Genomic DNA, 26,051 nt, shown 5'->3' on the forward strand with positions numbered 1-26,051 from the left:
GTGCGCCATTGCAATGGTGTTAGCCGTTACCTCCCTAGCCTCGGCCCCACTGAGTATAGCCGCACGGACGCCGGCCGCCGCGCCCAGGCTGCTGATCCTGGGCGACTCGCTGTCCGCCGGCTTCGGACTGCCGCACAGCGACGGCTTCGAGGCCCAGTTGCAGCAGGCGCTGAAGGCGCGCGGCCACGATGTCAGCATCGTCGACGGCGCGGTGTCCGGCGATACCAGCGCCGGCGGCCGCGCCAGGCTGGATTGGACGGTCGGCGACGGCGTCGATGCCGCGATCGTCGAGCTGGGCGCCAACGACGGCCTGCGCGGCCTCGATCCGAAGGCGATGCAGGCCAATCTGACGGCGATCCTGGACGACCTCGCCGCCCGCCATATCCCGGTGCTGCTGACTGGCATGTACGCGCCGCCCAATCTGGGGCCGGACTATCAGAAAGCGTTCCGCGCGGTGTTCGATACAATCGGCAAGCGGCCCGGGCTGCTCTATGATCCGTTCTTCCTGCAGGACGTCGCCCTGCACCCCGAGCTGATCCAGCCGGACGGACTACACCCGAACGCTGAAGGGGTAAAACGCGAGGTTGCGCGCCTTTTGCCGATGGTGGAACAATTGCTGGCGGAGATACATCCGGCATGAGGTCGACCGCATGAGATTGTTTGTCGGCCTCGATCTGCCCTGGACGCTGCGCGAGCGGCTGTCGATGCTGGCCGGCTCCGGCATCCCCGGCGCGCGCTGGGTGCCGGCGGTGAACTACCATCTGACGCTGCGCTTCATCGGCGAGACCCCGGGCCACCGAGCCGAAGACATCGACACCGCGCTGACCGGCCTACGTGCCCGCCGCTTCGCGCTGACCATGACCGGCGTCGGCACCTTCACCAAGGGCGCCCCCAAAGGCGCCCGCGGCACCGCGCTATGGGTCGGGGTGGAGCGCAATCCGCAGCTCGAGCACCTGCAGAGCAAGATCGAGACCACTCTGCAGCGCTGCGGCCTGGAACCCGAACGGCGCCGGTTCCAGCCGCATGTGACACTCGCCCGGCTCGACAACGTGCCGGAAGCCAGACTGATGGCCTACGTTCAGGCGCACAACCTGTTCCGCGCCGAATCGGTGGCGGTGGACCAATTCACGCTGTTCAGCTCCCGCCTGGGCAAGGAGGCTTCGGTCTACACCGCCGAGGTGGAATACGGGCTGGGGTGACGGCGCCCATTGACCGTCAGCGACGGCATCGCTTCGCGGCATGGTCACGGCGACGCTGCCCAGACGCGGCCCCGAACGCACCAAACGCTGATCGAACGTCAGGAAGCCCTCGCAGGCGGCGGCAGCGGCCAGATGCAGACTGTCAGCGAAATCCAGCCCTGCTTCGGCCCAATCGATCGCCCTGGCAATTAGCGCGGCGTCCTCGACCGATACGCCCGGAAGACCGGCCAACGCGCGTAGAGCCCGCATGATTGGCCTGCTTGGCATCTCGTAAACCCCGCGCAGCACTCACTCGACCTCAAGCAAAACGGTCCGCGACACGAACACCGGCTCGCGGCCGATGATGGTCCGCGCCTTGTCAGCCTGCGTCGGGTCATCACCGGTCAGCAGTTGCGCAACCACCAGATTGCGTACAATCCGTCCGCCGTGGTGACGCTACAACAGCTTCTGACCCTAACGCAGGCAGCAGCGGCAAACGCAATGCCGGAAATCAGGGCGAGTCGGTTGGCACGGCGATTGCGCTCCCCTTCCAGCGTTGTGACACCGCCTAGCCTACACCCGTCACACAGGCAGGAAGGAGGCACCGCCATGTGCCAGCATTGCGACCGCGGATTCCCAAACCTGCACGGCGTGCGTTTCGACCGAAGATCGTTGTTGAAATCCGCCGCGGCCGGGGTGGTGACGATCGGGCTTCCGTTTGCCGAGGCCGCGCACGCCGCGCCCGATACGACGGTCCCCGCTACCACTTTCAAGGGCACCCACGGCACCGGCTTCTGCAACAGCGCGTACTTCATAAGCCACATGCTGCAGCTCGCCAAGAATGACGGCGTGACGCTGCAGTTCGTCAACACCCCGACCAACGCCGACGCGGTGACGTTCTTCGCCACCGGCCAGGTGGACGTCAGCGTGCTGCCCTACACCAGCTTCCTCGCGCTGCACGGAGCCGGCGCGCCGGTGAAGATCGTCGGCGGCGGCGGCATCCAGGGATGCACGGTCATCGCGCAGCCCGGTCTGGACACACCGGCCAAGCTGAAGGGCAAGACCCTCGGCACCTTCCAGCTCGATACGCTGGAAGTGTTACCTTATGACTGGATGAAGATGCACGGCCTGTCGTTCAAGGACATCCAGGTCCGCTACCTAGGCTCGACGCCCGAGCAGGTGGAGGCGTTCAAGGCCGGTGCGATCGACATCGCCGGGGTGATCGAACCCTACGCGACCGCGCTGCTGAACGACGTCAAGGGCTCCGTCCTGCTGTCCGACGGCCTCGACATCTACGGCCCGCAATACACCGACTGCGTCCTGGCTGCCCGCACCGAGCTGATCGAAAAGAATCCGGACGGCGTGACCGCGCTGATCAAGGCGATGCTGCATGGGCAGTATCTGTTCGAGAGCGAGCGCGAGAAGATGCTGAGCGAACTGGTCGGCCCATACTATAAGTTGTCGCTGGAGAATGCCCGCATCGGTGCCACCAAGCAGCCGCCGAAGGTCGATCAGCGCGCCCAGACCGACTTCATCCTGACCCGCGTGCAGTCGGTGATCGAGATGGGCTACCTGAAGCAGGCGCCAAGTAAAGATGCGATCGATTGGCGCCTGCTGGAAGCCGCGATCAAGGACTCGCCGGACGTCTACTCCAAGCTGGAATACAAGTCGGCTTGAGGGTTTTCGCATGAGCGAAGCGGCCACCGACCTGCCCGGGTTGCAGCAACGCCACGCGGCACGGGCAGCGCCGCGTCGCGCGGATGCGATGCTGCGCTGGGGCCGTGACATGGCGCCGCGGCTGTTCTGGACCTGCGTGTCGATCGGCTTCTTCGCCGGGATCTGGGAATTGCTTTGGTCTATCGGCTGGGCCGATCCGCGCCTGCTGCCGCCGCCGCACATCTTCTTGGGGCATTTCGCCGAACAGGCGCAGTTCTTCAACACCGCGGAGCGCTGGCAGATCGGGGTCGATCCGAATTCCGGCCCATCTCCCGGCATGGCGGTGCTGATCACTTGCGCGGCCTCGATCATGCGGGTGCTCGCCGGGCTGTTTCTTGCCACCGTGGCCAGCCTCGCCGTGGGCATCGCCATCCGCTATTGGGCGCCGGTGGAGAAGCTGGTGCTACCCACCGTCACGCTGCTGGCGCCGGTGTCGCCGGTGGCCTGGCTGCCGGTCGCGATCTTCCTGTTCGGCATCGGCAACAAGCCGGCGGTGTTCATGGTTTTCATCGCGCTGTTCTTCACCATGGTGCTGGCGACGATCACCCAGATCGACGCAGTGAACCGCAACTACATCAACGTGGCGCGGATCATGGGCGCCAATCGCCGGCAGATCTTCCTGCGGGTGATCCTGCCGGCGATCCTGCCGGGGTTGCTGATCGTGCTGCGGCTGAACCTGTTCGGCGCCTGGATGGTGGTGCTGATCGCCGAAGCCACCGGCGTCGGCTACGGGCTCGGCCAGGTGATCATGATGGCGCGCAATACCTTCAATCCCGGCCTGGTGTTTTTCACCATCGTGCTGATCGGAGTGATCGGCTTCGTGTTCGATTTCGCGCTGCGCTCGATGCAATCGCGCATCCTGTATTGGGTGCCGCGCGGACAGGGGAACATGGGCGGTGGCTGACGGTGTAATGGCGGCAGCCCACGCTGCCGTTTCGTGCCGCGGCGTGGGCAAGACCTGGGCCGCTGGAACGACACGCGCGCATGAGGCGCTGCGCGGCATCTCGCTCGACGTCGCCCCCGGCGAGTTCGTCTCCCTGCTCGGCCCCTCCGGCTGCGGCAAGAGCACGCTGCTCTATCTGGTGGCCGGGCTGGAACAACCCACCGAGGGCCGCATCGACGCCCATGGCGCGCCGGTGTCCGGGCCGGGGCCGGAGCGCAGCCTGATCTTTCAGGAAGCCTCGCTGCTGCCCTGGCTTTCGGTCTGGCAGAATGTGACCTTCGGCCTGACGCTGCGCGGCGCGAGCGTGGCCGAACGCACCACCGTGGCGCGCGAGGTGCTGGCGCGCGCTGGGCTGTCGGAGGCGTTCGACAAGCGGCCGGATGAGCTGTCGGGCGGCATGCGCCAGCGCGTCGCGGTGGCGCGGGCGATGGCGATGCGCCCCAAAGTGCTGCTGATGGATGAACCGTTCGCCGCATTGGACGTGCAGACCCGCGCCAAGATGCAAGGCTTCCTGCTTGACGTGTGGCACGCCACCGGCGCCTCGGTGCTGTTCGTGACGCACCACATCGACGAGGCGATCGCGCTGTCCGACCGCATCGCCGTGTTCACCGCGCGTCCCGGCCGGATCAAGGCCACGATCGCGGTGGACATGCCGCGGCCGCGCGACCTGGAAGGTCAACAAGCGATCGCGCTGCGCCGCCAACTCACCGCGCTGCTGCAAGACGAGGTGGACCGCGCCTTCGCCGAACAGGAAGCGCTGAGCGGAGCCGGCTGATCATTCGAGGAAACCGCCGATGCAGAGTATCATCCGAGGCAAATACGTCATCACCCGCGCGCTGGACCGGCACGGTTGGGAGCAGATCGAAAACGGCGCGGTGCTGCAACGCGACGGTGTGATAACGGCGATCGGGGCGTTCGATGACTTGATTCGCCAGCATCCCGACACTGCCGTGATGGGCAGCGGCAACGAGGTGCTGCTGCCCGGCTTCGTCAACGGCCACCACCATGTTGGTCTGACGCCGCTGCAGCTCGGTTCCCCCGACATGCCGCTGGAACTTTGGTTCGGCACCCGAATGGTAACCCGCGATATCGATCTTTATCTCGACACGCTTTACTCGGCGTTCGAAATGATCGCCTCCGGCATCACCACCGTGCAGCACATCCACGGCTGGATGCCGGGCAAGCTGCCGGCGGTGGAGGCGCGCGCCGAGCAGGTCATCGGGGCCTACGAAAAGATCGGCATGCGGGTGTCGTATTGCTTTGCACTGCGCGACCAGAACCATCTGGTGTACGAAGCGAACCAGGATTTCCTGGCCCGGGTCCCGGCCGAAGTAAAGCCGCTGCTGGCGCGCTATTTCGACCGCTTTGAACTGGACGCCGAAGACAACATCGCGCTGTTCGGCAGCCTGCACGGCAAGCACCGCGACAAGGACCGCGTGAAGATCCAGTTGGCACCGGCAAACCTGCACTGGTGCTCCGATCAGGCGCTGGAATTGCTCGCGGCGACGTCGGAACGCTACGACGCACCACTGCACATGCACCTGGTGGAGACGGCGTACCAGAAGGAATACGCGCGCCGGCGCGGCGGCGGCACCGCGCTGGACTACATCGCGCGCTTTGGCCTGCTGGGACCGCGACTGACTTTGGGGCACGGCGTGTGGCTATCCGAATCCGACATCGAGAAGGTCGCCGAAACCGGCACCCATGTCTGCCACAACTGCAGCTCCAACTTCCGGCTACGCTCCGGCGTGGCGCCGCTGAACCGCCTGGAAGCCGCCGGCGTGAACGTGGCCATCGGGCTGGACGAAGCCGGCATCAACGACGATCGCGACATGCTGCAGGAAATGCGCATGGTGCTGCGCGCGCATCGGGAGCCGGGCATGGACGATCGGGTGCCGACCATGGCGCAGGTGTTCCGCATGGCCAGTGAGGGCGGCGCGCTGACCACGCCATACGGCGCCAGCCTGGGCCGCCTTGAAGTCGGGCGCGGCGCCGACATGGTGCTGATCGACTGGAACCAGATCAGTTTTCCTTATCTCGACGCCGAGGTGCCGGTGCTGGACGCCGTCATCCAGCGCGCCAAGGTGGAAGGCGTGCGCGCCGTGCTGGTGGCGGGTGAGGTCGTCTACCGCGACGGGCGCTTCACCCGCATCGATCGCGACGCGGTGCTGCGCCAGATCAGCGATATGCTGAAGCGGCCGCTCAACGACGACGAAATGGAACGTCGCCGTCTGTCGAAAGCCGTGCTGCCGCATTTGCGCGCCTTCTACGACAGTTACCATGCGCCGGAGCGTCACGTGCCGTTCTACCGCCAGAGCTCGAAGGTTTAGACAAGCGAACGTTTCGTCTTATACCAGCCGCCACTGAAGACGACTCTCGCTAGATTTCTCGGCCCCCCGATTCTCAAGACCGCGAAAGTACGATTCGCTCTCGCTGCGGCATCGATTCGCTGCATTGGAGGACGCGATGAGCGCAGCGATCAAAATTACTCGCATCGACCACGCGCCGGCGGAACTGCGTGCCCTGGCGGCGAAGAGCGACGACGCCGGCCAGGCCCGGCGGCTGTTGGCAATCGCGATGATCCACGACGGGGTCTCGCGGCTTGATGCCGCGCGCCAGGCGGGCATGGACCGTCAGACCCTGCGCGACTGGGTGCATCGTTATAACCATGCCGGCCTTGACGGCCTGGTGTCGCGCAAGCCACCGGGGGCGCGCGCCAAACTGAGCGAGGCGCAGATGGCGGAACTGCGCGAGCTGGTGATCGCCGGGCCTGATCCGAACATCCATAAGGTCATCCGCTGGCGCTGTGTCGATCTGCGCGCCGAGGTGACAAGGCGGTTCTCGGTCACCGTACCCGAACGCACGATCGGCAAGTGGCTGCACAAACTGAAGCTCACCCAGCTGCAGCCGCGGCCGTATCATCCCAGGAAGGATGCGGCGGCGCAGGAGGCTTTTAAAAAAACTTCGGTGCCAGCCTGAAGCAAGCCCTGAACGGCTGCACCGCGGCCACGCCGGTGGAGATCTGGTTCCAGGATGAGGCCAGGGTCGGGCAGAAAGGCTCGCTCAGTTATGTCTGGGCGCCGGTCGGTTCGCGTCCGCCGATGCTGCGCGACAACCGCCACGACACCGCCTACATCTTTGGCGCGATCTGTCCGGCACGCGGTGTCGGCGCGGCGATCATCGCGCCAGCCGCCAACATGGAATGCATGAACCTGCACCTCGCCGAGATCAGCACGCAGGTCGCGCCCGGCTCGATCGCGGCGATTATCTGTGACGGCGCCGGGTGGCATCAGCGCGGCGGCGACATCAAGCTGCCCGACAACATCGTGCTGTTGCCGCTGCCGCCCTACGCCCCGGAACTCAACCCGATGGAGAATGTCTGGGATTACCTTCGCGCCAACAAACTCTCCGCCTGCGTCTGGGACAGCTACGACGAGATTCTCGAGGCTTGCGCAGAGGCCTGGAACTGGCTGGTCGATGATCCAGATCGAATTCGATCCATTGGCACCAGGGAGTGGGCAACAGTCAGTGTCTAGGGCGGCTGGTATTAGTAAGAACTGCTATGTTTTACCGTCAGGGGTCCCTCGGCGGGGCGGCAAGGGGATTCGGCGTTCATATGCCGTTCGCCTGAAGCAGCTGACGCGCCAACGCATCGACCGACAGCCCGTCGTATGCGATCCGAGAGTCCCTGATGACGGAGCGTCCCCGGAATCCGCGCCGTACGGCTCAAGCCGTGCGATCACTCCCCGCCCCCAACGCCGCCTGCGCCGCCGCCAGCCGCGCAACCGGCACCCGGAACGGGCTGCACGAGACATAATCCAGCCCGACCTGCTCGCAGAACAGGATCGAAGCCGGATCGCCGCCATGCTCGCCGCAGATGCCCAGCTTCAGGTCATTCTTCGCCGCCCGCCCCTTCTCCACTCCGATCCGCACCATCGCCCCGACGCCGTCGACATCAATCGACACGAACGGGTCCTTCGGCAGGATGCCGGCCTCGACGTAATGCGGCAGGAACTTCCCCGCGTCGTCGCGCGACAACCCGAACACCGTCTGGGTCAGATCGTTGGTGCCGAAACTGAAAAAGTCCGCCGCCCCGGCGATCTGGTCGGCCAGCAGCACCGCCCTGGGCAGTTCGATCATCGTGCCGACGCTGTATTCGATCTTGCTGCCGGCCTCGGCGAACACCTCTGCGGCGATCTTGTCCACCTGGGCGCGAGTGATCTCCAGTTCCTTCTTCATGCCGACCAGCGGGATCATGATTTCCGGATGCGGCGCCTTGCCGGTTTCCTTGGCAACCGCGAGCGCGCCTTCAAAGATCGCGCGCGCCTGCATCTCATAGATCTCCGGATACGACACCCCCAACCGGCAGCCGCGATGGCCCAGCATCGGGTTGGCCTCGGCCAGTTCGTCGGCGCGCTGGCGGATGGTGGCGATGTCGGTGCCCAGGCTGTCCGCCACCTCCTGCATTTCCTGGTCGGCATGCGGCAGGAATTCGTGCAACGGCGGGTCCAGCAGCCGGATGGTCACCGGCAGCCCGGCCATGATGGTGAACAACTGGCGGAAATCCTCGCGCTGGAACGGCAGCAGCCGGCTCAGCGCGGCGCGGCGCCCGGATTCGCTGTTCGAGATGATCATCTGGCGCACCGCCAGGATACGCTCCGGATCGAAGAACATGTGTTCGGTGCGGCACAACCCGATGCCCTCGGCACCGAACTTGCGCGCGGTCTCGGCATCCATCGGGGTTTCCGCATTGGCCCGCACCCCCATCCGGCGGTGCTTGTCGGCCCACGTCATCAAAGTGCCGAAATCGCCCGAAACCGCCGGCTCGATCATCGCCACCGAACCCACGAACACCTCGCCGGTGGCGCCGTCCAGGGTGATCACCTCGCCGGCCCGCACCTGCTTGCCGCCGGCCGCCAGCACCTGAGCGTTGTAATCGACGCTGATGCCGCCGGCACCGGCGACGCACGGCCGGCCCATGCCGCGCGCCACCACCGCGGCGTGGCTGGTCATGCCGCCACGCGTGGTCAGGATGCCTTGTGCGGCGTGCATGCCGTGAATATCCTCGGGGCTGGTCTCGATCCGCACCAGGATCACCGATTCACCCTTGGCGGCGCGACTCTCCGCCTCGTCGGAATTGAACACCACGATGCCCGAGGCAGCGCCGGGGCTGGCCGGCAGGCCCTTGCCCAGCAAGGTGCGCGGCGCCTTCGGATCCAGCATCGGATGCAGCAGCTGATCCAGCGATGACGGGTTGACGCGCATCACCGCCTCGGCTTCGTCGATCAGCCCGTCGTGGGCCATTTCCACCGCCATGCGCAACGACGCCACGGCGGTGCGCTTGCCGTTGCGGGTCTGCAGCATGTACAGCTTCTTCTGCTGCACGGTGAACTCGATGTCCTGCATGTCCTTGTAGTGGGATTCCAGCTTCTCGCGCACCGCCATCAGTTCGCGATAGGCTTCCGGCATCGCCTGCTCCAGCGGGATCTCGCCCGACTTGGCGACCGAGGACGACAGCGGCTGCGGCGTGCGGATGCCGGCGACCACGTCCTCGCCCTGGGCGTTCACCAGGTACTCGCCGTAGAACATGTTCTCCCCGGTGGACGGGTCGCGGGTGAAGCAGACGCCGGTGGCGCAGTCGTCGCCCATGTTGCCGAACACCATCGCCTGCACGTTGACCGCGGTGCCCCATGCGGCCGGGATGTCGTGCAGCCGCCGATAGGTGATCGCGCGCGGGTTCATCCACGATCCGAACACCGCCCCGATGGCGCCCCAAAGCTGCTCATGCGGCTGCTGCGGGAATGGCTTGCCGGTCTCCTGGTGCACCAGGTCCTTGTAGCCCTCAACCACCTGGCGCCAATGCGTCTCGGTCAGCGCGGTGTCCTCGATCACGCCGGCGTCCAGCTTGGCGTGCTCGATCAGTTCCTCGAACCGGTGATGATCGACCCCCAGCACCACGGAGCCATACATCTGGATGAAGCGGCGGTAGGAATCCCAGGCAAAGCGCGGATCGTCGGCGGCCTTGCCCAGCCCCTCCACCGTTGCGTCGTTCAGCCCGAGGTTCAAGACGGTGTCCATCATTCCCGGCATCGACACCCGCGCACCCGATCGCACCGAGACCAGCAGCGGGTGCGCCTTGTCGTCGAATTTCAGCCCGACCGCCTTCTCGACGATCGCCAGCGCCGCCTCGACCTGGCCCTTCAGGTCGTCGGGATAGTTCTTCTGGTTGTCGTAGAACGCGGTGCAGACCTCGGTCGAGATGGTGAAGCCCGGCGGCACCGGCAGCCCGATCGAGGCCATTTCCGCCAGATTGGCGCCCTTGCCCCCCAGCAGGTTGCGCATATCCGCTCGGCCTTCCTTGTGACCGGCGCCGAAGCTGTAAACCCACTTGGACATGCGGACCTCACCTAGCCTTCAATTCGGGAAAAATCGGCGATCTGATCCATGATAGATCGCACTTGATTGAGCAAGCGCAAACGGTTGCCGCGCAATTCCGCTTCAGCGGCGTTCACGGTGACTTTTTCGAAGAACGCGTCCAACGACGTGCGCAGCCCGGCCAGTGTGGTCATCGCCGCACCGTATTGCTCCTGGTCCAGCAGCGGGCCGACCCCGTGGCACGCTTGCAGAGCGCGATCCAGGTCGGTTTCGGCCGGTTCGCGGTAGAGTCCCGGCTGTGGCGGCTGGTCGAACGGACCGTCCTTGCGTTCCTCGATGCGCAGGATGTTGGCGGCGCGGCGATAGGCGGTCAGCAGGTTGGCGCCGTCTTCCGACCGGAGCAGGGCAGTGATCGCGCCAGCCCGCGACATGGTTCGAACAAGGTCGTCGTCCCAATGAGCGCAGAGAATTGCCTCTAGAACGTCATGGCGCAGTCCGTCAGACCGAAGTTGGACCCTAAGGCGTTCCTGGAGAAACCCGAGCACGTCGAGCGCTATCCGATCAGTTCGGCGGTCGGATCCGGGCACCGTCGCTTGGTTTAACGACACTGCCAATCCCGTCGAGCCTCCGCTCAGGCCGTTTCGCCGAGCTTCCTGACGGGCTGCGTCCAAGACCCGATGTTGTTGGGTGCGCATGCTCTCGTAAACGCGAGCCACAGCAACTTCACATATGTCCAACAATCTGAGGCGCAAGCCGTTGTCGCGGATGATGCGGATCACGCCCAGCGCGGCGCGGCGCAGCGCATAGGGATCGCCCGACCCGGTCGGCTTCTCGCCGATTGCAAAGAAGGCGGTCAGCTGGTCGAGCTTGTCGGCCAGCGCCACCGCGACCGACACCGGCGCGCTGGGCGCCGGTTCGTTCGGTCCGCGTGGTGCGTAGTGGTCGCGAATGGCGTCGGCGACCGCGGGCGGTTCGCCGTCGTGCAGCGCGTAGTAGCGCCCCATCACCCCTTGCAGTTCGGGGAACTCCCCCACCGTGCCCGACACCAGGTCGGCTTTCGCCAACTCGGCGGCGCGCGCCGCCATCGCCGGATCGGCACCGACCAGCGGCGCAATGGCGGCGGCGAGCGTCCCCAGCCGGCGCACCCGTTCGCCCTGGGTGCCGAGCTTGGCGTGGAACGTCACCTTGTCGAGCGCCGCGATCCGCTGATCCAGCCTAGTGGCGCGGTCGAGGTCCCAGAAATGCCTGGCATCGGCGAAGCGGGCGCGCAGCACCCGCTCGTTGCCGGCGATGATCGCCGCACCGTTGTCCTCGGCCTGGATGTTGGCGACGAAGCCGAACCACGGCGCGGCGGCGCCATCGGGCTCGCGCAGCGCGAAGTAGCGCTGGTTGACCCGCATCGAGACCTGCATCACCTCGGGCGGCAGGTCCATGTACGTCTCGGCGATGCGGCCCAGATGCGGCACCGGCCATTCCACCAGCCCGGCGACCTCGTCCAGCAGGGCGGCATCCTCCACCACCGCCAGCCGCCGTTCCGCCGCCAGCCCGGCGAGGCGTTCGGCGATCACCCACTTGCGGTCGGCGGCATCCACCAGCACGCGATGTTCGGCCAGCTTGCCGCGCCAGTCGGCGGCGGAGGCCACGGCGAAGGCGCCGGGGGCGTGGAAGCGATGCCCCTCGGTCAGCGCGGCGCTGGCCAGACCGTGGCCGTCATCGGCGCCGTCGCGCAGGTCGAACGCCACCACCGCGCCATCCAGCAGACAGACGATGCGGCGCAGCGGCCGCACCCAGACGAAGCCGCTGCCGGCGCCCCAGCGCATCGATTTCGGCCAGGCAAAGCGGCGCAACAGACCCGGCATGGCGCCGGCGATCAGCGCGGCGGCAGACACCGCGGCGGCGGATTTGTCCAGCACCCAGTAGTCGCCGTCCTGACGCAACTGCTCGCGGCTGGCGTTGTGCTTGCGCAGGAAGCCGGCCAGTGCCTGCTCCGGCGCGCTGGCCCGAGGCCCGCGTTCGCTGCTGCTGGCGGCCTGGACTTCCGCGGCGACCTCGGCGCGCAGGGCGATACGGCGCGGCCCGAACCAGCTAGTGAGGTTGCCGGGGTTGATCGCGGCCAAGGTGGTGGCGATCGCCCGCTCCAGCTCCGCCGCCGCGCCGCGCTGCATGCGGGCGGGGATTTCTTCGCTGAACAGTTCCACGAACAGTTCGGCCATCAGTCTTTCAGCGCCGGCTCGATGTCGGTGCGAGCAAAATCGTTGCCCTTGAACAGCAGCGGCTCGCGGGTCTCCTTGGCCAGTGCGTAGGCGAAGCAGTCGCCGTAGTTCAGCCTGGCCGGGTGCACGCCGCGGCCAAACGTCCGCCACGCGAGGCGCGCGATCGCTGCCTGCGAGACCGACACCGGCATCAATTCGATTGCTGCATTCAACATGAATTCCTCAAGGAAGTTCACAGCAAGCGCGTTGCCGCGGCGATCCACCACCATGGTTACCTCAAGCCAATTCGAGACCGACATCCTGCGATGCTCGCCGTCTAATACGGCCGTAAGATATCGCCGACCATCAGGCTCTCGCAAAACGATCGCGAGTATCGCCGATGAATCGATGATCACCCCGGCAGGCCGGTCTCCTGGTCGTACAGCCAGCCGTGGTCAGAGGTCATATCGTCCGGCATGTTGGCCTTTATCTCGCCGGCGATCGACCAGAGTTTCTCCTCCAAGGCGGCTTTGTCGCGCCGACGCTGTTCGCGATCGAGTTCCGTTCGCAGAGCTTGAGTCACCACCGTGGTGAGGCTTTCCCCGGTCAGTTCCGACAGTTGGGATGCCAGACGGTAGGCATCCTCACTTTTGATGTTAAGTTGCGCACCCATGGTCTCGCCTTGGTAGAATAACTGTGACAATGGTAGAACTACAACAAAAGCCCGTGCATGTCATGAGCTTTCAGCAAGGTTCGCGCCTGAGAGGAGAAGGTGTTTCGATGTTCCTCAGGCTCGTCAAGATCCACGATCACAGAGCAAGACCCGTCTCGTCGTCATAAAGCCAACTATGATCGGAACATGGCGGGTGATCAGCCATCGCGGCGCGGGGATCGGCGGTTATCGCGCGGATCCGGCGAATGCGTTCATCGTCGGTGTGGGTTTGCGCTTGCCAATCCGGCGGTTCGCGAAAAGCCTCTGGCACGACCGTCGCAGACTCTCACCGGTCAGTTCGGAGGACCGCGGCGCCGAACGATAGGCGTTCTCGCTTTTGATGTTCAGTTGCGTTCCCATTGTCGTGCCTCGGTAGAACAAACTATGCGGATGGTAGAAATAGGACGTGAGCGGGGGAATGTCATCGGCCTTGCTTTGGCGTCGGGCCGGTCATTCCGCCTCCCCGCCCACCCAGGCGTCGCAGCAGCCCCTCGCCAGCGCCCGAACCCGGGCGATGTAGCTGGCGCGTTCGGTGACGCTGATCACGCCGCGGGCGTCGAGCAGGTTGAACAGATGGCTGGCCTTGATGCACTGGTCGTAGGCTGGCAGCGCCAGTTTGCCCGTCAGTAGCGCGGCACATTCGGCCTCGGCGTCGGCGAAGTGGCGGGATAGCATGGCGGTACCGGCGAACTCGAAATTGTAGGCGCTGTATTCGCGCTCGGCGCGCAGGAAAACGTCGCCGTAGGTCACCCCGGCGGCATTGAAATTCAGGTCGAAGATGTTGTCCTTGTCCTGCACATACATCGCTAGACGTTCCAGCCCATAGGTCATCTCAAAGCTGGGAAAAGTCACCGGAATGCCGCCGACCTGCTGAAAATAGGTGAACTGGCCGACCTCCATTCCGTCGCACCAGACCTCCCACCCCAAGCCCCAGGCCCCGAGCGTCGGGCTTTCCCAATCGTCCTCGACGAAGCGGAAATCGTGCAGCAGGGGATCGAGGCCGATCTCGCGGTACGACGCCAGCAGCAGCTCCTGAGCATCGGCCGGGCTCGGCTTCATGATCACCTGGTATTGGTAATAGTGCTGCAGCCGGTTGGGGTTCTCGCCGTAGCGGCCATCAGTCGGACGTCGGCTGGGCTGCACATAGGCGGCACGCCAAGGCTTGGGACCAAGGGCGCGCAAGGTGGTCGCCGGGTGGAACGTGCCAGCGCCCATTTCGACGTCATAGGGCTGCAGGATGACGCAATCCTGAGCCGCCCAGAACTGGTGCAGGCGGAGGATAAGATCCTGGAAGCTGGGGCCGGCGGCGATCATCGTGGTCCTGGCGGTATGGTGCTGCTGCTGTTCCGCAGCCGGATAAAAGCCGCTGGGCAAGCGCTGCAGGGATGCGAGCGGCGGGACAGCATTAAGCATTCTCACCGATCGGCGACAAGCCGGACCTGGACGGCGGCCGAACCAGGCGGCGGACGCGCATGCTAGCAGCTGCCATTCAGATGAAGCGGCCTCAAGTCGTGGGTTTGAACCGGGCCCGTATCCTTATCGGGGTCGACGCGCAGTCCTCACTTTTCCGCTGCTTCCGCCACCGCAAAAGAACAGATCGCGGCCATCGGATTCGAACCTGTCCGTGACGCGTGAAGATGTCCGCCTGATAAAACAAATCAAATGTCCATCTCGGTGGTTTTTGATGCGCCGGAGTGTTGAATGGCATGGTCATGCGGCGGCCCTCGGAACGGTTGGTTGGATGGCTACGGCGTCGCGGTCATAGCGGCCCAAGCAGCGCGGCCCATCGAAGATCGCCAGACCGCCATCAGGGTATTCATGCACCCGGATCGTCGCCCGGACGTAGTGATGGCGGTGTGTCTGCTCGGGGATCTGCAGCGTTTTGCCGCGCCATGACACGCAGTTGTCCCGCCCGACACGGCGATCCTCTTGCAGGCACAGCGTATCCGCCAACGGAGCGCCGACATAGGCGACAAAGGCGGATCCTGCCTCGGATGCCGCGACGCCGAAGCGGGCATTGAAGTCGGGCATGAAGACCTCTCGTAGATACACGTTCGCAACCTCGGCGCTGGCCAGCCCGCGGATCCGCAGTTGCTGAGGAAGACGACCTTGCAGCGTGCCGAAAGCCCGCTCCATGCGACCGCGCGCTTCGGGCGAATAGGACGGGATGTGGCGGATGCCGAGCTGTGCCAGGGCGCGGCCGACCTGGGTGAGGTTCTGTTTGTCGACTTTGCCACTGGCCTCCGGCGTCAGGAAATAATGCGAGCCGCGATCGGTGTAGAACGCCCCGAAAAGCCCGTGCCGCTGGATCGTTTCAGCCAGTCCCCGCAGGCTCGACATGGTGCCTTCTTGCTCGGTCAGGAAGATCGAGGTGATGTGCCCGGTGGCATCATCGAGGGTGACGATCAGGTCCTGCTGGGCGGCGGTGCCGGGTAGCCAGCAATGCGTCGAGCCGTCCTGGAACAGCAGCATGCCAGGCAGCGGCCGCCGCTCGCGCTTCTTGCGGTGCTTGCCCCGCAGCGTCGCCTTTTGCACCAGTCCAGCCGATTGCAGCGCCAGCCGGGTGACCGTGTAACAGAGCTTGTAGTTGTGCTCGCGGCGCGCTGTCTCGTGGAAGTGCTTGACCGAGAAATCCCGATATCGGTCACGATACAGCGCGCACATCCGACCGATCTCCGTGGTGTCAGCACGCCGCGGCGACGCCGTCCCTAGGCCCCGGTCGCGCAGTCCCTCGACGCCTTCGTCGTCAAACCGGACGCACATACGGCGGAACTGCCGACCCGATACACCAAGCAGGTCCCCGGCCTGATCGGCGCTCAGACGCCGATGGCGAAAGCGCTCCAGCGCGGCCTCGAACCGGCTCACGAAAACACCCCACAAAGCCCGTTGTCGCCGCATGTCCTACCTCTCGAACAGGCGGCGAACATTCCGGACATTTCACGCGCTAACAAACACGGACAGATCACGCGCTCCCAACACCGTGCCGCCGGGGCGCCGCGATGAAGCGCACTGTTGCGCCGTTGCGCACATTCGTGGGACCGCCGATAGGAACCGCCGCTGGGAACCGCCGCTGGGAACCGACGCTGGGGACCGCCGCTAGGGGAACCGACGCTGGGGACCGCCGCTAGGGGAACCGCCGCTGGGGGAACCGCCGCTGGGGGAACCACCGCTGGGGGAACCACCGCTGGGGGAACCACCGCTGGGGGAACCACCGCTGGGGGAACCACCGCTGGGGGAACCACAGCTGGGGGAACCACCGCTGGGGGAACCACCGCTGGGGGAACCGCCGCTGGGGACCGCCGTCAGGGGTCGGCCCTCTGACCAAGGATCGCGGAGGTCAGTAGCCGGCGGTGCGGTCCACGACCTGGGTCAGCGGCTGGTCATTAAGGAAGCGTTCCAGGTTCGCGACGAACAGGCCGGCGACGATGCTGTCACGGTCCGGGTGGGGCCCGCCGATATGGGGCAGCACGAGGATGCCATCGGTGGTCCAGAACGGGTGCTGCTTCGGCAACGGTTCCTCGCGGAAGACATCCAGGATCGCGCCGGCGATCTGTTTGGCGGCCACCGCGGCGACCAGGTCGTGGTCGTTGATCAGGTGGCCGCGGCCGAAATTCAGCAGCCATGCCGACGGCTTCATCTGGGCAAGTCGTTCGGCGTCGATGAAATTATCGGTCTCGGGCGTGGCGGGCAGCAGCAACAGCACGAAGTCGGACTGCGCCAGCACCTCGGCGGTGCGTTCGGACGGCAGCACCTCGGCCACGTCGTGCATCGGCGCCGGCCGGCGCCGGGTGCCGATCACCCGCATTCCGAGTGCGCTGGCCAGCCGCGCCACGTCCTGACCGATCGCGCCGAGGCCAAGAATGCCGAGCGTCTTGCCGTTTAGCGGGGTGGCGACGCGATGGCGCCACAGGCTTTGGCGCTGATCCTCGGCGATCCCGGCATAGGACTTGGTAATGTGAAACAGCGCGCCGAGGATGTTCTCTGGCATCGACTGGCGGTGGGTGCCCCTGGCGCAGGTCAGGGTGAGGCCGGCGGGCAGGTCGGGCAGGCCAAGCCAGCCCTCGACCCCGGCGGTGAGCGACTGCGCCCAGCGCAAATTCGGCATCGTGCGCAACAGCCCGGGCGGGACGCCGGCGGCGAGCAGGACGTTGGTTTCCGCCCGCTGCGCATCGGATGGTGTGGTTTTGCGGGTCAGCGGATCGATCAGCACGCGATCGGCCAGGCCGGTCGCGGCGATTGCATCGGCATAGTGTTGGGACGCGTCGGTCCACAGCAGCAGGCGAGGCAGGTTGCGCATCAACGGGCTCCTGAGATGTGAGCCGAGGTTAGCCCGGTCGCGGCAAGACGCCTATCGCAGGCGCCTCGGGGCGGCGGGTCCGCCGGGCATGTGGTGCCATTCGGGCCGCGCCATGCGGGTAACGCTATTCGGATCGTGCCATCCGGGCCGCGCCATGCGGGTAGCGCTATTCGGATCGTGCCGCCCGGGCCGCGCCATGCGGGTAACGCTATTCGGATCGTAGTGTTGGGGCGGAGCAGCCGACGCCCCGGGGGCGGCATGGTGCGCGGGCCGGTCCGCTCAGCATGCCGCGCGGTTCAAGCCGCGTTGGGGTAGTTCGACGGGAACATCGCGCGCTTGGCGTCGTTGTCCATCTCCTGTTTGAAGCTGTGCTCGGAGCCGACTTTGCGGGCACGCGCCACGGCGGGACGGGCGTCGATCGCCTGGAACCAGCGTTTCAGGTTGGGGTAGGGCGCCAGCGGATCGCTGCCGCCGAGCACGACGGGGGCGCGATCGAGCCAGCCCCAGGCCGAGATATCGGCGATGGTATAGCTGTCGCCGACGATGAACGTGCGTCCCACCAGGTGTTGCTCCAGCACCTGGTAGTGACGTTCCGCCTCGCGGCGATAGCGGTTGATGGCGTAGGGCAGTTGTTCGGGGGCGGCACGCTGGAAATGCACCGCCTGGCCGGAATAAGGGCCGATCCCCGAGGCGATGAACATCAGCCACGACAGCAGTTCGCCGCGATCTGCTGGGGAGCCGGTGAACCGGCCGGTTTTTTCCGCCAGGTAGATCAGGATGGCGGTCGAATCGAACACCCGGATCTCCTTGCCGCCGTCGGTGTCGACGATGGCCGGCAGCTTGCCGTTCGGATTGATCGCGCGAAACGATGCCTCGTGCTGCTCGCCTTGCCGGGTGTCGACCGGCACGAGTTGGTATTGCAGGTCGGCTTCCTCGAGGAACAGGGCGACCTTGGCGGGGTTTGGCGTCGGGTGAAAGTAGAACCGGATCATGTTGAGCCTTTCGCGGGCTTGTTGGAGGTCTGGTCGGGCTTCGGCTGCTTCGACCGACGCGCCGGTCGCTGGAACCGTGGCGGTGGCGCCAGGGCTGGAGGCTAGTGGTTGGTCGTGCCGGCCGGATCGCCAGGCAGCACGTACCGCGCGCGGTAAACAGCGTGTTGCATGCGCTTGCATAAGGGAAGTCCGCTTGGTTGGATAGGAAGCATACGTTCGATGTATGAATGAGGCGCCCAGTGGACCTGCTGTCGGGCATGAAGCTGTTCGTTCGGGTCGCCGAGACGGGTGGCTTCAGCAGCGTGGCGCGGGAGCGGGCCAGCACGCAGCCGACGGTCAGTCGGACCGTGGCGGCGCTGGAGGCCTATCTCGGGGTTCGGCTGCTGAACCGGTCCAGCCGAGCGGTGACGCTGACCGACGACGGGCGGGCGTTCTACATCCAGGCGATGCGAGCGCTGGAGGCGATCACCGAGGCCGAGGCCTGCGTCGGGCGCCGGCACGGCCAGCCGACCGGATCGCTTCGGCTGGGCGCGCCGGTGGCCTTCGGGCGGCTGCACGTGGCGCCTCGGATGCCGGCGTTTCTGGCGCGGTATCCCGAGGTGGAGGTCGAGTTGGCGATGAACGATGCGTTCGTCGATCTTGTGGGCCAGGGGCTGGACCTGGTGATCCGGGTTGGCATGTTGGCGGACCCGTCGTTGATCGCGCGCCGGATCGGCACCACGCGGCGGGTGACGGTGGCATCGGCCGAGTATCTCGGGCGGCGCGGGCGGCCGATGACGCCGGCCGATCTGAAGCAGCACGAGTGCGTGGTCTATACGCGTCTGGCGACCGGCAACCGGTGGCATTTCGGCGGTCCGGACGGGCCGATCAGCGTCGATGTGCGGGGGCGTTTGCGGGTCGACAATTCAGAGGCGGTGCGCGAGGCGGTGGTCAACGGCGCGGGCATCGCGGTGATCCCGGTGTGGATGTTTACCGATGAAATCAGTTCCGGGCGCGTGCAGATCATTCTGGATGCGTTCGAACCGAGTGCGCTGCCGATCCATGCGGTGTATCCGTCGCGTCGGCAGGTCTCCGCCAAGGTGCAGGCGATGATCGATTTCCTGGCGGCGGCGTTCGCCGGATCGCCGCTGTTGCGGGGCGAGGCGCTGGTGGGGGAGTAGCGCTTCGGTGATCAGTGCGGGCCTTCGCGTTGCAGCTCGATCGCCCGGTCCTGGGTCATGTCGCGGTGACAGGCCGCCACTTCGATCATGCGGATGGTGCCGGTTTCGGTCTGGTAGAACGCGCAGTTGTCATCGCGGTAGCGCAGCCATGATCGCTGAGCGGCGCGCAGTGCGGCGGCTCTGGCCGGTTCATCCTGCAGCATCGTCAGCACCTGCCGGTAGGCCTGGTTGAGCCGCTGGTCCCAGAGCTTTGCGCGGGTGTCGATGCAGGTGGCGATATCATAGGTGGTGCTCTGCTGGTTGCAGGTGTCGTGGTCTTGGGTCCATCGTTCGGAGGCCGGAGCGGGACCGCTGGGCATCAGCGCCGCGATGGCGCACAGCGATACGACATGCTTCAGGTTGGCCACCCGTTATGGCTGCTGCGCGGAAAAGGTATCGCAGCTTCTGATGGTTCCGCTGCGCAGGCCGGTGGTCAGCCAGCGTACCCGTTGGGCGGAGGAGCCGTGGGTGAAGCTGTCGGGCACCGCCACGCCGCGGGTCTGTTGCTGCATCCTGTCATCGCCGATCGCGGTTGCCGCGGTGATCGCCTGGCGGACGTCGGCGTCATCGATGTTGGCGTGGCGCTGGTTCATCTTGTTGGCCCAGACGCCGGCGAGACAATCGGCCATCAGTTCGTTACGCACCGACAGCGCGTTGGCGGTGGCCTGGTTCGGCGCATTGCGTTGCGCCGCCTGCACCTTGGACAACAATCCGAGCAGGTTCTGCACGTGGTGGCCGATTTCGTGGGCGATGACGTAGGCGTCGGCGAAGTCGCCGTCGGCCCCGAAGCGCCGCTTCATGTCCTGGAAGAACTGGGCGTCGAGATAGACCTTTCGATCGTTTGGGCAGTAGAACGGTCCGGTGGCGGTCCGCGCCGTGCCGCAAGCCGATGTGGTGGCGCCGGAGAACAGCACCAGGGTGGGTTTCTGGTAGGCGACGTTGGCCTGAGCCGGGAGTTCCTTGGACCACACGTCCTCGGTCTCACCGAGGATCCTGGCGACGAAGACGCCGGTCTTGTCGTTCGGCGCGGTGTGGCGCGCGGACGGCTGCGTCATTGGGGCGGCGCCGCCGCCGGCGACCATTTCGGCGCCGCTGATGAGCACGGCGGGATTGATGCCGAGCGCCCAACCGATCAGGCCGAGGATGACGACGGTGCCGATGCCGAGACCGCCGCGGCCAATCGGCATGCGGCCGCCGGCGATGCCGCCGCCTTGGCCGCGGCGGTCATCGACGTTCTGCGAGGCTCTGAGGTCATCTTCCCGCATCGGGCTTCTCCGTTCCGCGCTGGTGTCCCGAGTCTGAAATTCGCCATATCGAGCGAACATCGGTCGCGCGACGCTAGCGCTCTATTTTCAGTAGCCTGCTGATCGGAGAAGTCCGCCGCGTGATGCGGCGGTCTTCCGGGCAGGACACCAGATCGGCGTTGCCGCCGCACGGTGGACAGGGGGCGTCGATGCGGGAGTGTGCCCGCGTCCGGTGTGCTTGAGCAGTCACGACGTCGTGCGGCTGGGGGTTGGTTGCGGCGGCGGCGGAGTGGCTGCTTGGTGATGGCGTGGCGTGGCGTCGGGAACGGAGCTATCAGTTGTGATCTCGCCGGCGGGCCTTCTTCAAGCGGCGAAACACGCAGGAGATAGCCATGCCAGCTCGGTCCGGTGCAGAGTTTCTTCGCGGTCTTCGAGATCGGCGTGCGCTGTGGGTCGGCGGCCAGCGGGTCAGCGATCCGATGGAACATCCGGCGCTGCGCGGCGCGGCGGAACAGGTCGCCGCGGTCTACGACCTGCACCACCAGTATCCCGACGACTGCCTGATGGCGGACCCCGAGACCGGCGAGCCGGTCGCGGTCAGCCATATCATTCCGCGATCGAAGCAGGACCTGCTGCGGCGGCACAAGGCGCTGCGCCGGGTGGCCGAATTCTCGGTCGGCCTGATGGGTCGGACGCCGGACTACATGAACGTCACCTATGCCGGGTTCGCTGGGCGCAGTGACGAATGGGCAGCCAACGGCAACGAGGAGGGCGCGGCAAACCTGGTGGCGTTCCAGAAGCAGTTGGCCAGGCAGGACCTGAGCCTGACGCACACGCTGATCCATGCGATGTCGGACAAGTCGAAGGGAAACGTGCCGGCGGGGCTCGACGAGACTCAGTTGCACACGGTGGAAAAGACCGCGCACGGGATCCTGGTGCGGGGTGCCAGGGTGCTGGCGACATTGGCGCCGTTCGCCGACGAGATCGCGGTGTATCCGAGCCAGCCGATGCCGGATGCGAGCCGGCGGCATGCGCTGTCGTTCTGTATTCGCATGGATACCCCGGGGCTGAAATTCATCTGTCGCGACAGCGTTTCGCTGCCGGACAACCGGTTCGACCATCCGCTGTCGGGGCGGTTCGACGAGCAGGACGCGTTCGTCATCTTCGACACTGTGGAGGTGCCCCGGGACCGGGTGTTCATCGACGGCAACCTGGCGGTGTACAACTCGGTGATGTCGGCAAGCTGGCGGGCCAACGCGATGCACCAGACGATGGTGCGGGCGTGGACCAAGCTGGAGTTCGCCTGGGGCCTGGCGTGCCGGATGGCGGAGGCGGTCGGTGCTTCGGACCCGGCGACGCTGCAGATGCTGGGGGAGATCTGGAGCTATGCGGAGCTGACTCGATCGGCGGTGCGGGCGGGCGAGGAGGGCGCTTATCATCACGGCAACGGCGCGTGGTTCCTGGATGGACGGCCGATGGATGCGCTGCGCACCACGCTGCCTTACTGGTTCCCTCGGGTGAACGAGATCATCCGGCTGATCGGATCGCACAATGTTTTGGCGACGCCGGCTTCAGCGGCGTTCGCCGATGCCGGGCTGCGTCCGCTGATCGACAAGTATTTATGCGGGGCGGGTGATACCTCGGCGGTGGAGCGGGCGCGGATCTTCCGGCTGGGCTGGGACTTCGCCGGCAGTGCGCTGGCTAGCCGCAACGAGCAGTATGAGCGGTTCTACCTGACCTCGGGCGCGCGCAACCGGCAGAACGTGCAGCTGCGGGCGGAACGCGCCGAGGCGGACCGGCTGGTAGATGGGTTGCTGCGGACGATGGTTTGAAGCGGTTTTCGTTGTTTGGTCAGAAGGCGCCTGGGGTGCGGGTCAGGTCGAGGCGCCTTCGATGATGTCGCCAAACAGGTCCCAGGTCTTGCCGGTCCAGCGCATCAACTGGAGCTGGCGCACCGGGTGATAGTTGGTCGGGCCGGTGTTGAGCTTGATGCCGGGCAACAGCACCGGATTTTCCAGGTCGTGCAGGCTGGTGGCCTGCTTCATGATGTTTTCCCGCGACAGGTCGTTGCCGCACTGGGCCAGCACGTGCAGCATGGTGTGGGTGAAGGCGAAGCCGGAGACGTTGCCGCCGTCCTTGAGGTCGCCGTCGGGATAATATTTTGCCATGAACGCGCGCCATTGCTTCATCCCGGCATCGTTGTCCCAGCGCTGGTCGGTGGGATCCTTCAGGTAGGCCGAACTGATGATGCCGACGCCGTTTTCCGGTCCGGCCGGGATCATCACCGCGCCGACCGAGACCGAGACGCCGGTCAGCACGTGCATCGGCTTCCAGTTCATCTGGGCGACCTTGCGGATCGACTGGGCGGCGAATTTCGGGGTGGCGATGGTCATCAGCACGTCAATGCCGTCGGCCTGCAGGCTGACGAGCTGGCTGTCGATGGTTGCGTCGGTCACCTCGAACGAGACGGTCTTGACCTGCTTTTCGTAATTGCCTTTCAGCACGTCGCGCATGCCGGTCAGGTAGTCTTTGCCGAAGTCGTCGTTCTGATACAGTATGCCGATCTTGGCGTCGGGTTTCTGCTTCAGGATATACTTGGCATAGACCTGGGCCTCGGTGACGTAGCTGGGCTGCCAGCCGATGGTCCAGGGGAAGTGCTTGTAGTCGCCCCATTTGTCCGCGCCCGTTGCCAGAAACAGGTGCGGCACCTTCTTCTGGTTGACGTAGCGCTGGATCGCCGAATTGGTCGGGGTTCCGAGATCGGCGAATAGCGCGGCGACCTTGTCTTCCTCGATCAGGCGGCGGGTCTGCTCGAAGGTCTTGGGCGGGCTGTAGCCGTCGTCGTAGGAGATGAATTTGACTTTGCGGCCGGCGAAGCTGCCTTCGTCGTTGGCCATCTTGAAGCGGGCGGCGATGGCTTTGCCGATGGTGCCGTAGGCCGAGGCGGGGCCGCTGTAGGGCATGGTGTTGCCGAGGCGGATTTCGGTTGCGGTCACGCCTGGGGTTTCGGCGGCGCGAAGGATCGCCGGGGCGGCCGGGACGAGGGTCGCGGCCCCGATCGTGGTTAGCAAGGTGCGCCGATGCAGCATGAAACGTGTCTCCCGTTGAGCGGCCGTCTGGTGAGCCTGGTGTTGTCACGCCGCGTGCAGTGCCGCGGCGTGGCCGCACCGGGATGATCTGGCGCGGTTCGCGGGCAATGTTGCTGACTCGGCGGGTTCGGGATACCTGAAAGCCGTGGTCCGGATCGGCGCGTGATGTCACATCTGTGCGAGGTGGCTAGCTCGGGATTCGCCGGGGCCGGCGCGGGCAGGGGGCGGGCAGGTGCGTGTTCAAGTCGGGATTATCGGCGCCGGACCGGCTGGATTGTTCCTGGCGCATCTGCTGCACCGGGATGGCATCAGTGCCGTCGTGCTGGAATCGCGCAGCCGGGACGAGGTGGAGGGAACCGTGCGCGCCGGGGTGCTGGAGCATTGGGTGGTCGAACTGATGCAGCAGCTTGGGCTTGGCGAGCGGATGCTGCGCGAGGGCCATGTGCATGACGGGATAACGCTGCAGTGGAACCGAGCGCGGCATCACCTCGATATTGCTGGGCTGACCGGGGGCAAGCGGATCATGGTGTATCCGCAGCAAGAGGTTTTGAAGGATCTGATTGCGCATCGCCTGGCGCATGGCGGGGAGATCATCTTCGGGGTCGGCGGCACGACCATCCGGGGGATCGACGGCGATCGCCCGGCGATCGATTTCCGGCGCGACGGCAATGGGCCGGCGGAGACTGTCGCGTGCGACTACGTGGTGGGGGCCGACGGGTTCCATGGACCCGGGCGGCAGGCGATCCCGGCGGCGCGGCGTGGGGAATACCAGAAGGTCTATCCGTTCGGCTGGCTTGGTATCCTGGTGCGGGCGCCGCGGTCCTGGCACGAACTGATCTATACCCATCAGCAGGACGGGTTCGCGTTGCTGAGCACGCGCTCACCCGACGTGCAGCGGATGTATATCCAGTGCGACCCGAACGATGACATCGCCGACTGGTCGGATACGCGGATCTGGGAGCAGTTCCACGCCAGGCTGGGCACCGATGACGGGTGGTCGCTGACCGAGGGGCCGATCGTGCAGAAGGGCATAATCCCGCTGCGGTCGTTCGTTTGCGAGCCGATGCAGTACGGGCGGCTGTTCATTGCCGGGGATGCCGCTCATATCGTGCCGCCGACCGGTGCCAAGGGGCTTAATCTGGCGGTTGCCGACGTGGTGGTGCTGTCGCTTGCATTGGCGGAGAGCTACCGCGGCGGCCGGTCGGATCTGCTGCAGCGTTACAGCCAGTTTTGCCTGCGGCGGGTGTGGAAGGCCGAACGGTTCTCCTGGTACATGACGACGATGCTGCATAGAAACGAAAATGAGAGCGATTTCGAGCAGCGCATGCACTTCGCCGATCTCGATCTGGTGCGGACCTCGCATGCGTCGGCGGTTTCGTTGGCGGAGAACTATGTCGGGTTGCCGTTTGATTGAGGGTGGCGGTGGAATCCCGCGGCACACAGCCTATCTGAATGCGATCGCTGTGTCGGTGAGGGGCCATGAGTTTATCTGGGAAAGCGCGTGCCGTCGGCTTCAACCATGTTGCGCTTGAGGTGGGCGACATCGAGGAGGCATAGGCGTTCTACGCGCGGATCTTCGAATTCTCGCTGCGTGGCAAGAGCGAGGAGATGGCGTTCATCGATCTGGGGGACCAGTTCCTGGCGTTGCAGAAGGGACGCCGGCAGGGGCCCGACGATGGCCGCCACTTCGGTCTGGTGGTGGATGACAAGGAGGCGGTGCGCCGGGCGCTGACCGCGGCCGGGGTCGAACTGGTGGCGGGGCCGTTCCTGGATTTTCGTGACCCCTGGGGCAACCGCTTCGAGATCGTCGGCTATGACAACATCCAGTTCAGCAAGGCGCCGAACGTGCTGCGTGGGATGGGACTGACGCGGCTTTCGAAGAACGAGCAGGCGGTCAAGGAGCTTGCGGACAAGGGGATGGCACCGGATTGAGAGCGGGGGCGTCGCGGTCTGGGGCCCCTGGGTGATGTTGGTGCGGGCTTTTGGTCCGGTTTTAACACGGAGGCACGGAGTTACTGCGTGGTGGCGGGGGCGCTGCGTCGTGGGTCTGGGCCGGAGGCGTGATGGCTAGGCCCGAACGGCGGGTGGGGCCTCAGCGGCGCATGCGGCTTTCG

21 protein-coding genes and 1 pseudogene are annotated in these 26,051 nt (G+C 65.7%); 11 read left to right on the plus strand and 11 right to left on the minus strand.

What is annotated here, in order from left to right; genetic code table 11:
- Positions 1 to 13 precede the first annotated feature (13 nt).
- From ACQY4T_RS09175 to ACQY4T_RS09205, 7 genes are all read left to right on the plus strand, one after another.
- Positions 14 to 640 carry an arylesterase gene (locus ACQY4T_RS09175; protein ID WP_428540524.1) on the plus strand — a complete coding sequence of 209 codons (627 nt, stop codon included), beginning with the start codon at positions 14 to 16 and terminating at the stop codon, positions 638 to 640.
- A 10-nt stretch (positions 641 to 650) separates the two neighbouring features.
- Positions 651 to 1,199 (plus strand): RNA 2',3'-cyclic phosphodiesterase, encoded by a 549-nt coding sequence (gene thpR, locus ACQY4T_RS09180; protein WP_428540527.1) that lies wholly within the window; start codon positions 651 to 653, stop codon positions 1,197 to 1,199.
- 588 nt (positions 1,200 to 1,787) lie between these two features.
- The gene (locus tag ACQY4T_RS09185) at positions 1,788 to 2,855 is read left to right on the plus strand and encodes an ABC transporter substrate-binding protein (protein ID WP_428540530.1); all 1,068 of its coding nucleotides are present in this window, start codon (positions 1,788 to 1,790) and stop codon (positions 2,853 to 2,855) included.
- Positions 2,856 to 2,865: 10 nt separating this feature from the next.
- On the plus strand, positions 2,866 to 3,798 hold the full coding sequence (locus ACQY4T_RS09190; RefSeq protein ID WP_428540533.1) for an ABC transporter permease: 933 nt from the start codon (positions 2,866 to 2,868) through the stop codon (positions 3,796 to 3,798).
- Complete coding sequence (locus ACQY4T_RS09195) at positions 3,791 to 4,612, plus strand: ABC transporter ATP-binding protein (RefSeq protein WP_428540536.1); 822 nt, start codon at positions 3,791 to 3,793, stop codon at positions 4,610 to 4,612. The genes ACQY4T_RS09190 and ACQY4T_RS09195 overlap by 8 nt, the downstream gene beginning before the upstream one ends.
- 19 nt (positions 4,613 to 4,631) lie before the next feature.
- The gene (locus ACQY4T_RS09200; protein WP_428540539.1) at positions 4,632 to 6,167 is read left to right on the plus strand and encodes an amidohydrolase family protein; all 1,536 of its coding nucleotides are present in this window, start codon (positions 4,632 to 4,634) and stop codon (positions 6,165 to 6,167) included.
- A gap of 136 nt (positions 6,168 to 6,303) precedes the next feature.
- Positions 6,304 to 7,373, plus strand: a protein-coding gene (locus tag ACQY4T_RS09205) for an IS630 family transposase (RefSeq protein ID WP_428531896.1) whose coding sequence is annotated in 2 segments (ribosomal slippage) — positions 6,304 to 6,793 and positions 6,793 to 7,373 — 1,071 coding nt in all. Because the reading frame shifts where the segments join, the coding sequence is not laid out codon by codon here.
- Between the two features lie 190 nt (positions 7,374 to 7,563).
- Here the strand turns inward: ACQY4T_RS09205 and ppdK are convergent.
- The 8 genes from ppdK to ACQY4T_RS09245 form a co-directional block, all read right to left on the minus strand.
- Positions 7,564 to 10,233, minus strand: a complete 2,670-nt coding sequence (gene ppdK / locus ACQY4T_RS09210; protein ID WP_428540542.1) for a pyruvate, phosphate dikinase — start codon at positions 10,231 to 10,233, stop codon at positions 7,564 to 7,566.
- 11 nt (positions 10,234 to 10,244) lie between these two features.
- Positions 10,245 to 12,425, minus strand: coding sequence for a glycine--tRNA ligase subunit beta (gene glyS / locus ACQY4T_RS09215; RefSeq protein WP_428540545.1), 2,181 nt, complete (start codon positions 12,423 to 12,425; stop codon positions 10,245 to 10,247).
- On the minus strand, positions 12,425 to 12,820 hold the full coding sequence (locus ACQY4T_RS09220) for a type II toxin-antitoxin system VapC family toxin (RefSeq protein ID WP_428540548.1): 396 nt from the start codon (positions 12,818 to 12,820) through the stop codon (positions 12,425 to 12,427). Before ACQY4T_RS09220 ends, glyS begins: the two co-directional genes overlap by 1 nt.
- Positions 12,817 to 13,077, minus strand: a complete 261-nt coding sequence (locus ACQY4T_RS09225; RefSeq protein ID WP_428540551.1) for a type II toxin-antitoxin system VapB family antitoxin — start codon at positions 13,075 to 13,077, stop codon at positions 12,817 to 12,819. The genes ACQY4T_RS09220 and ACQY4T_RS09225 overlap by 4 nt, the downstream gene beginning before the upstream one ends.
- Positions 13,078 to 13,566: 489 nt before the next feature.
- Positions 13,567 to 14,430, minus strand: a complete 864-nt coding sequence (locus tag ACQY4T_RS09230) for a glycine--tRNA ligase subunit alpha (RefSeq protein WP_428542777.1) — start codon at positions 14,428 to 14,430, stop codon at positions 13,567 to 13,569.
- Between the two features lie 396 nt (positions 14,431 to 14,826).
- Positions 14,827 to 15,981: an ISNCY family transposase gene (locus ACQY4T_RS09235; protein WP_428538118.1), complete on the minus strand. Its 1,155-nt coding sequence runs from the start codon at positions 15,979 to 15,981 to the stop codon at positions 14,827 to 14,829.
- 472 nt (positions 15,982 to 16,453) lie between these two features.
- On the minus strand, positions 16,454 to 17,413 hold the full coding sequence (locus ACQY4T_RS09240; protein ID WP_428540554.1) for a D-2-hydroxyacid dehydrogenase: 960 nt from the start codon (positions 17,411 to 17,413) through the stop codon (positions 16,454 to 16,456).
- A 296-nt stretch (positions 17,414 to 17,709) separates the two neighbouring features.
- Entirely contained in the window at positions 17,710 to 18,405 is a 696-nt protein-coding gene (locus tag ACQY4T_RS09245) for a glutathione S-transferase family protein (protein WP_428540557.1), read from the minus strand.
- Positions 18,406 to 18,632: 227 nt separating this feature from the next.
- Here ACQY4T_RS09245 and ACQY4T_RS09250 point away from each other — a divergent pair, with 227 nt between their 5' ends.
- A complete protein-coding gene (locus ACQY4T_RS09250; RefSeq protein WP_428540560.1) occupies positions 18,633 to 19,565 on the plus strand; it encodes a LysR family transcriptional regulator in 933 nt (310 codons plus the stop codon).
- Between the two features lie 11 nt (positions 19,566 to 19,576).
- Here ACQY4T_RS09250 and ACQY4T_RS09255 read toward each other — a convergent pair whose 3' ends face one another.
- Entirely contained in the window at positions 19,577 to 19,972 is a 396-nt protein-coding gene (locus ACQY4T_RS09255; RefSeq protein WP_428540563.1) for a lysozyme inhibitor LprI family protein, read from the minus strand.
- Between the two features lie 3 nt (positions 19,973 to 19,975).
- Positions 19,976 to 20,869: a KPN_02809 family neutral zinc metallopeptidase gene (gene ypfJ, locus ACQY4T_RS09260; RefSeq protein WP_428540566.1), complete on the minus strand. Its 894-nt coding sequence runs from the start codon at positions 20,867 to 20,869 to the stop codon at positions 19,976 to 19,978.
- A gap of 371 nt (positions 20,870 to 21,240) precedes the next feature.
- On the opposite strand from ypfJ, the gene ACQY4T_RS09265 reads away from it, so the two are divergent.
- The gene (locus ACQY4T_RS09265) at positions 21,241 to 22,680 is read left to right on the plus strand and encodes a 4-hydroxyphenylacetate 3-hydroxylase family protein (RefSeq protein ID WP_428540569.1); all 1,440 of its coding nucleotides are present in this window, start codon (positions 21,241 to 21,243) and stop codon (positions 22,678 to 22,680) included.
- A 42-nt stretch (positions 22,681 to 22,722) separates the two neighbouring features.
- Here ACQY4T_RS09265 and ACQY4T_RS09270 read toward each other — a convergent pair whose 3' ends face one another.
- Entirely contained in the window at positions 22,723 to 23,937 is a 1,215-nt protein-coding gene (locus ACQY4T_RS09270) for an ABC transporter substrate-binding protein (RefSeq protein WP_428540572.1), read from the minus strand.
- 232 nt (positions 23,938 to 24,169) lie between these two features.
- Here ACQY4T_RS09270 and ACQY4T_RS09275 point away from each other — a divergent pair, with 232 nt between their 5' ends.
- A complete protein-coding gene (locus ACQY4T_RS09275; RefSeq protein WP_428540575.1) occupies positions 24,170 to 25,351 on the plus strand; it encodes a 4-hydroxybenzoate 3-monooxygenase in 1,182 nt (393 codons plus the stop codon).
- Positions 25,352 to 25,506: 155 nt separating this feature from the next.
- Positions 25,507 to 25,869: pseudogene (locus ACQY4T_RS09280) on the plus strand (VOC family protein); the annotation flags it as partial.
- Positions 25,870 to 26,051 lie beyond the last annotated feature (182 nt).

Source organism: Rhodopila sp. (assembly GCF_965277825.1).
In the GTDB taxonomy this organism is placed as follows: Bacteria; Pseudomonadota; Alphaproteobacteria; order Acetobacterales; family Acetobacteraceae; genus Rhodopila.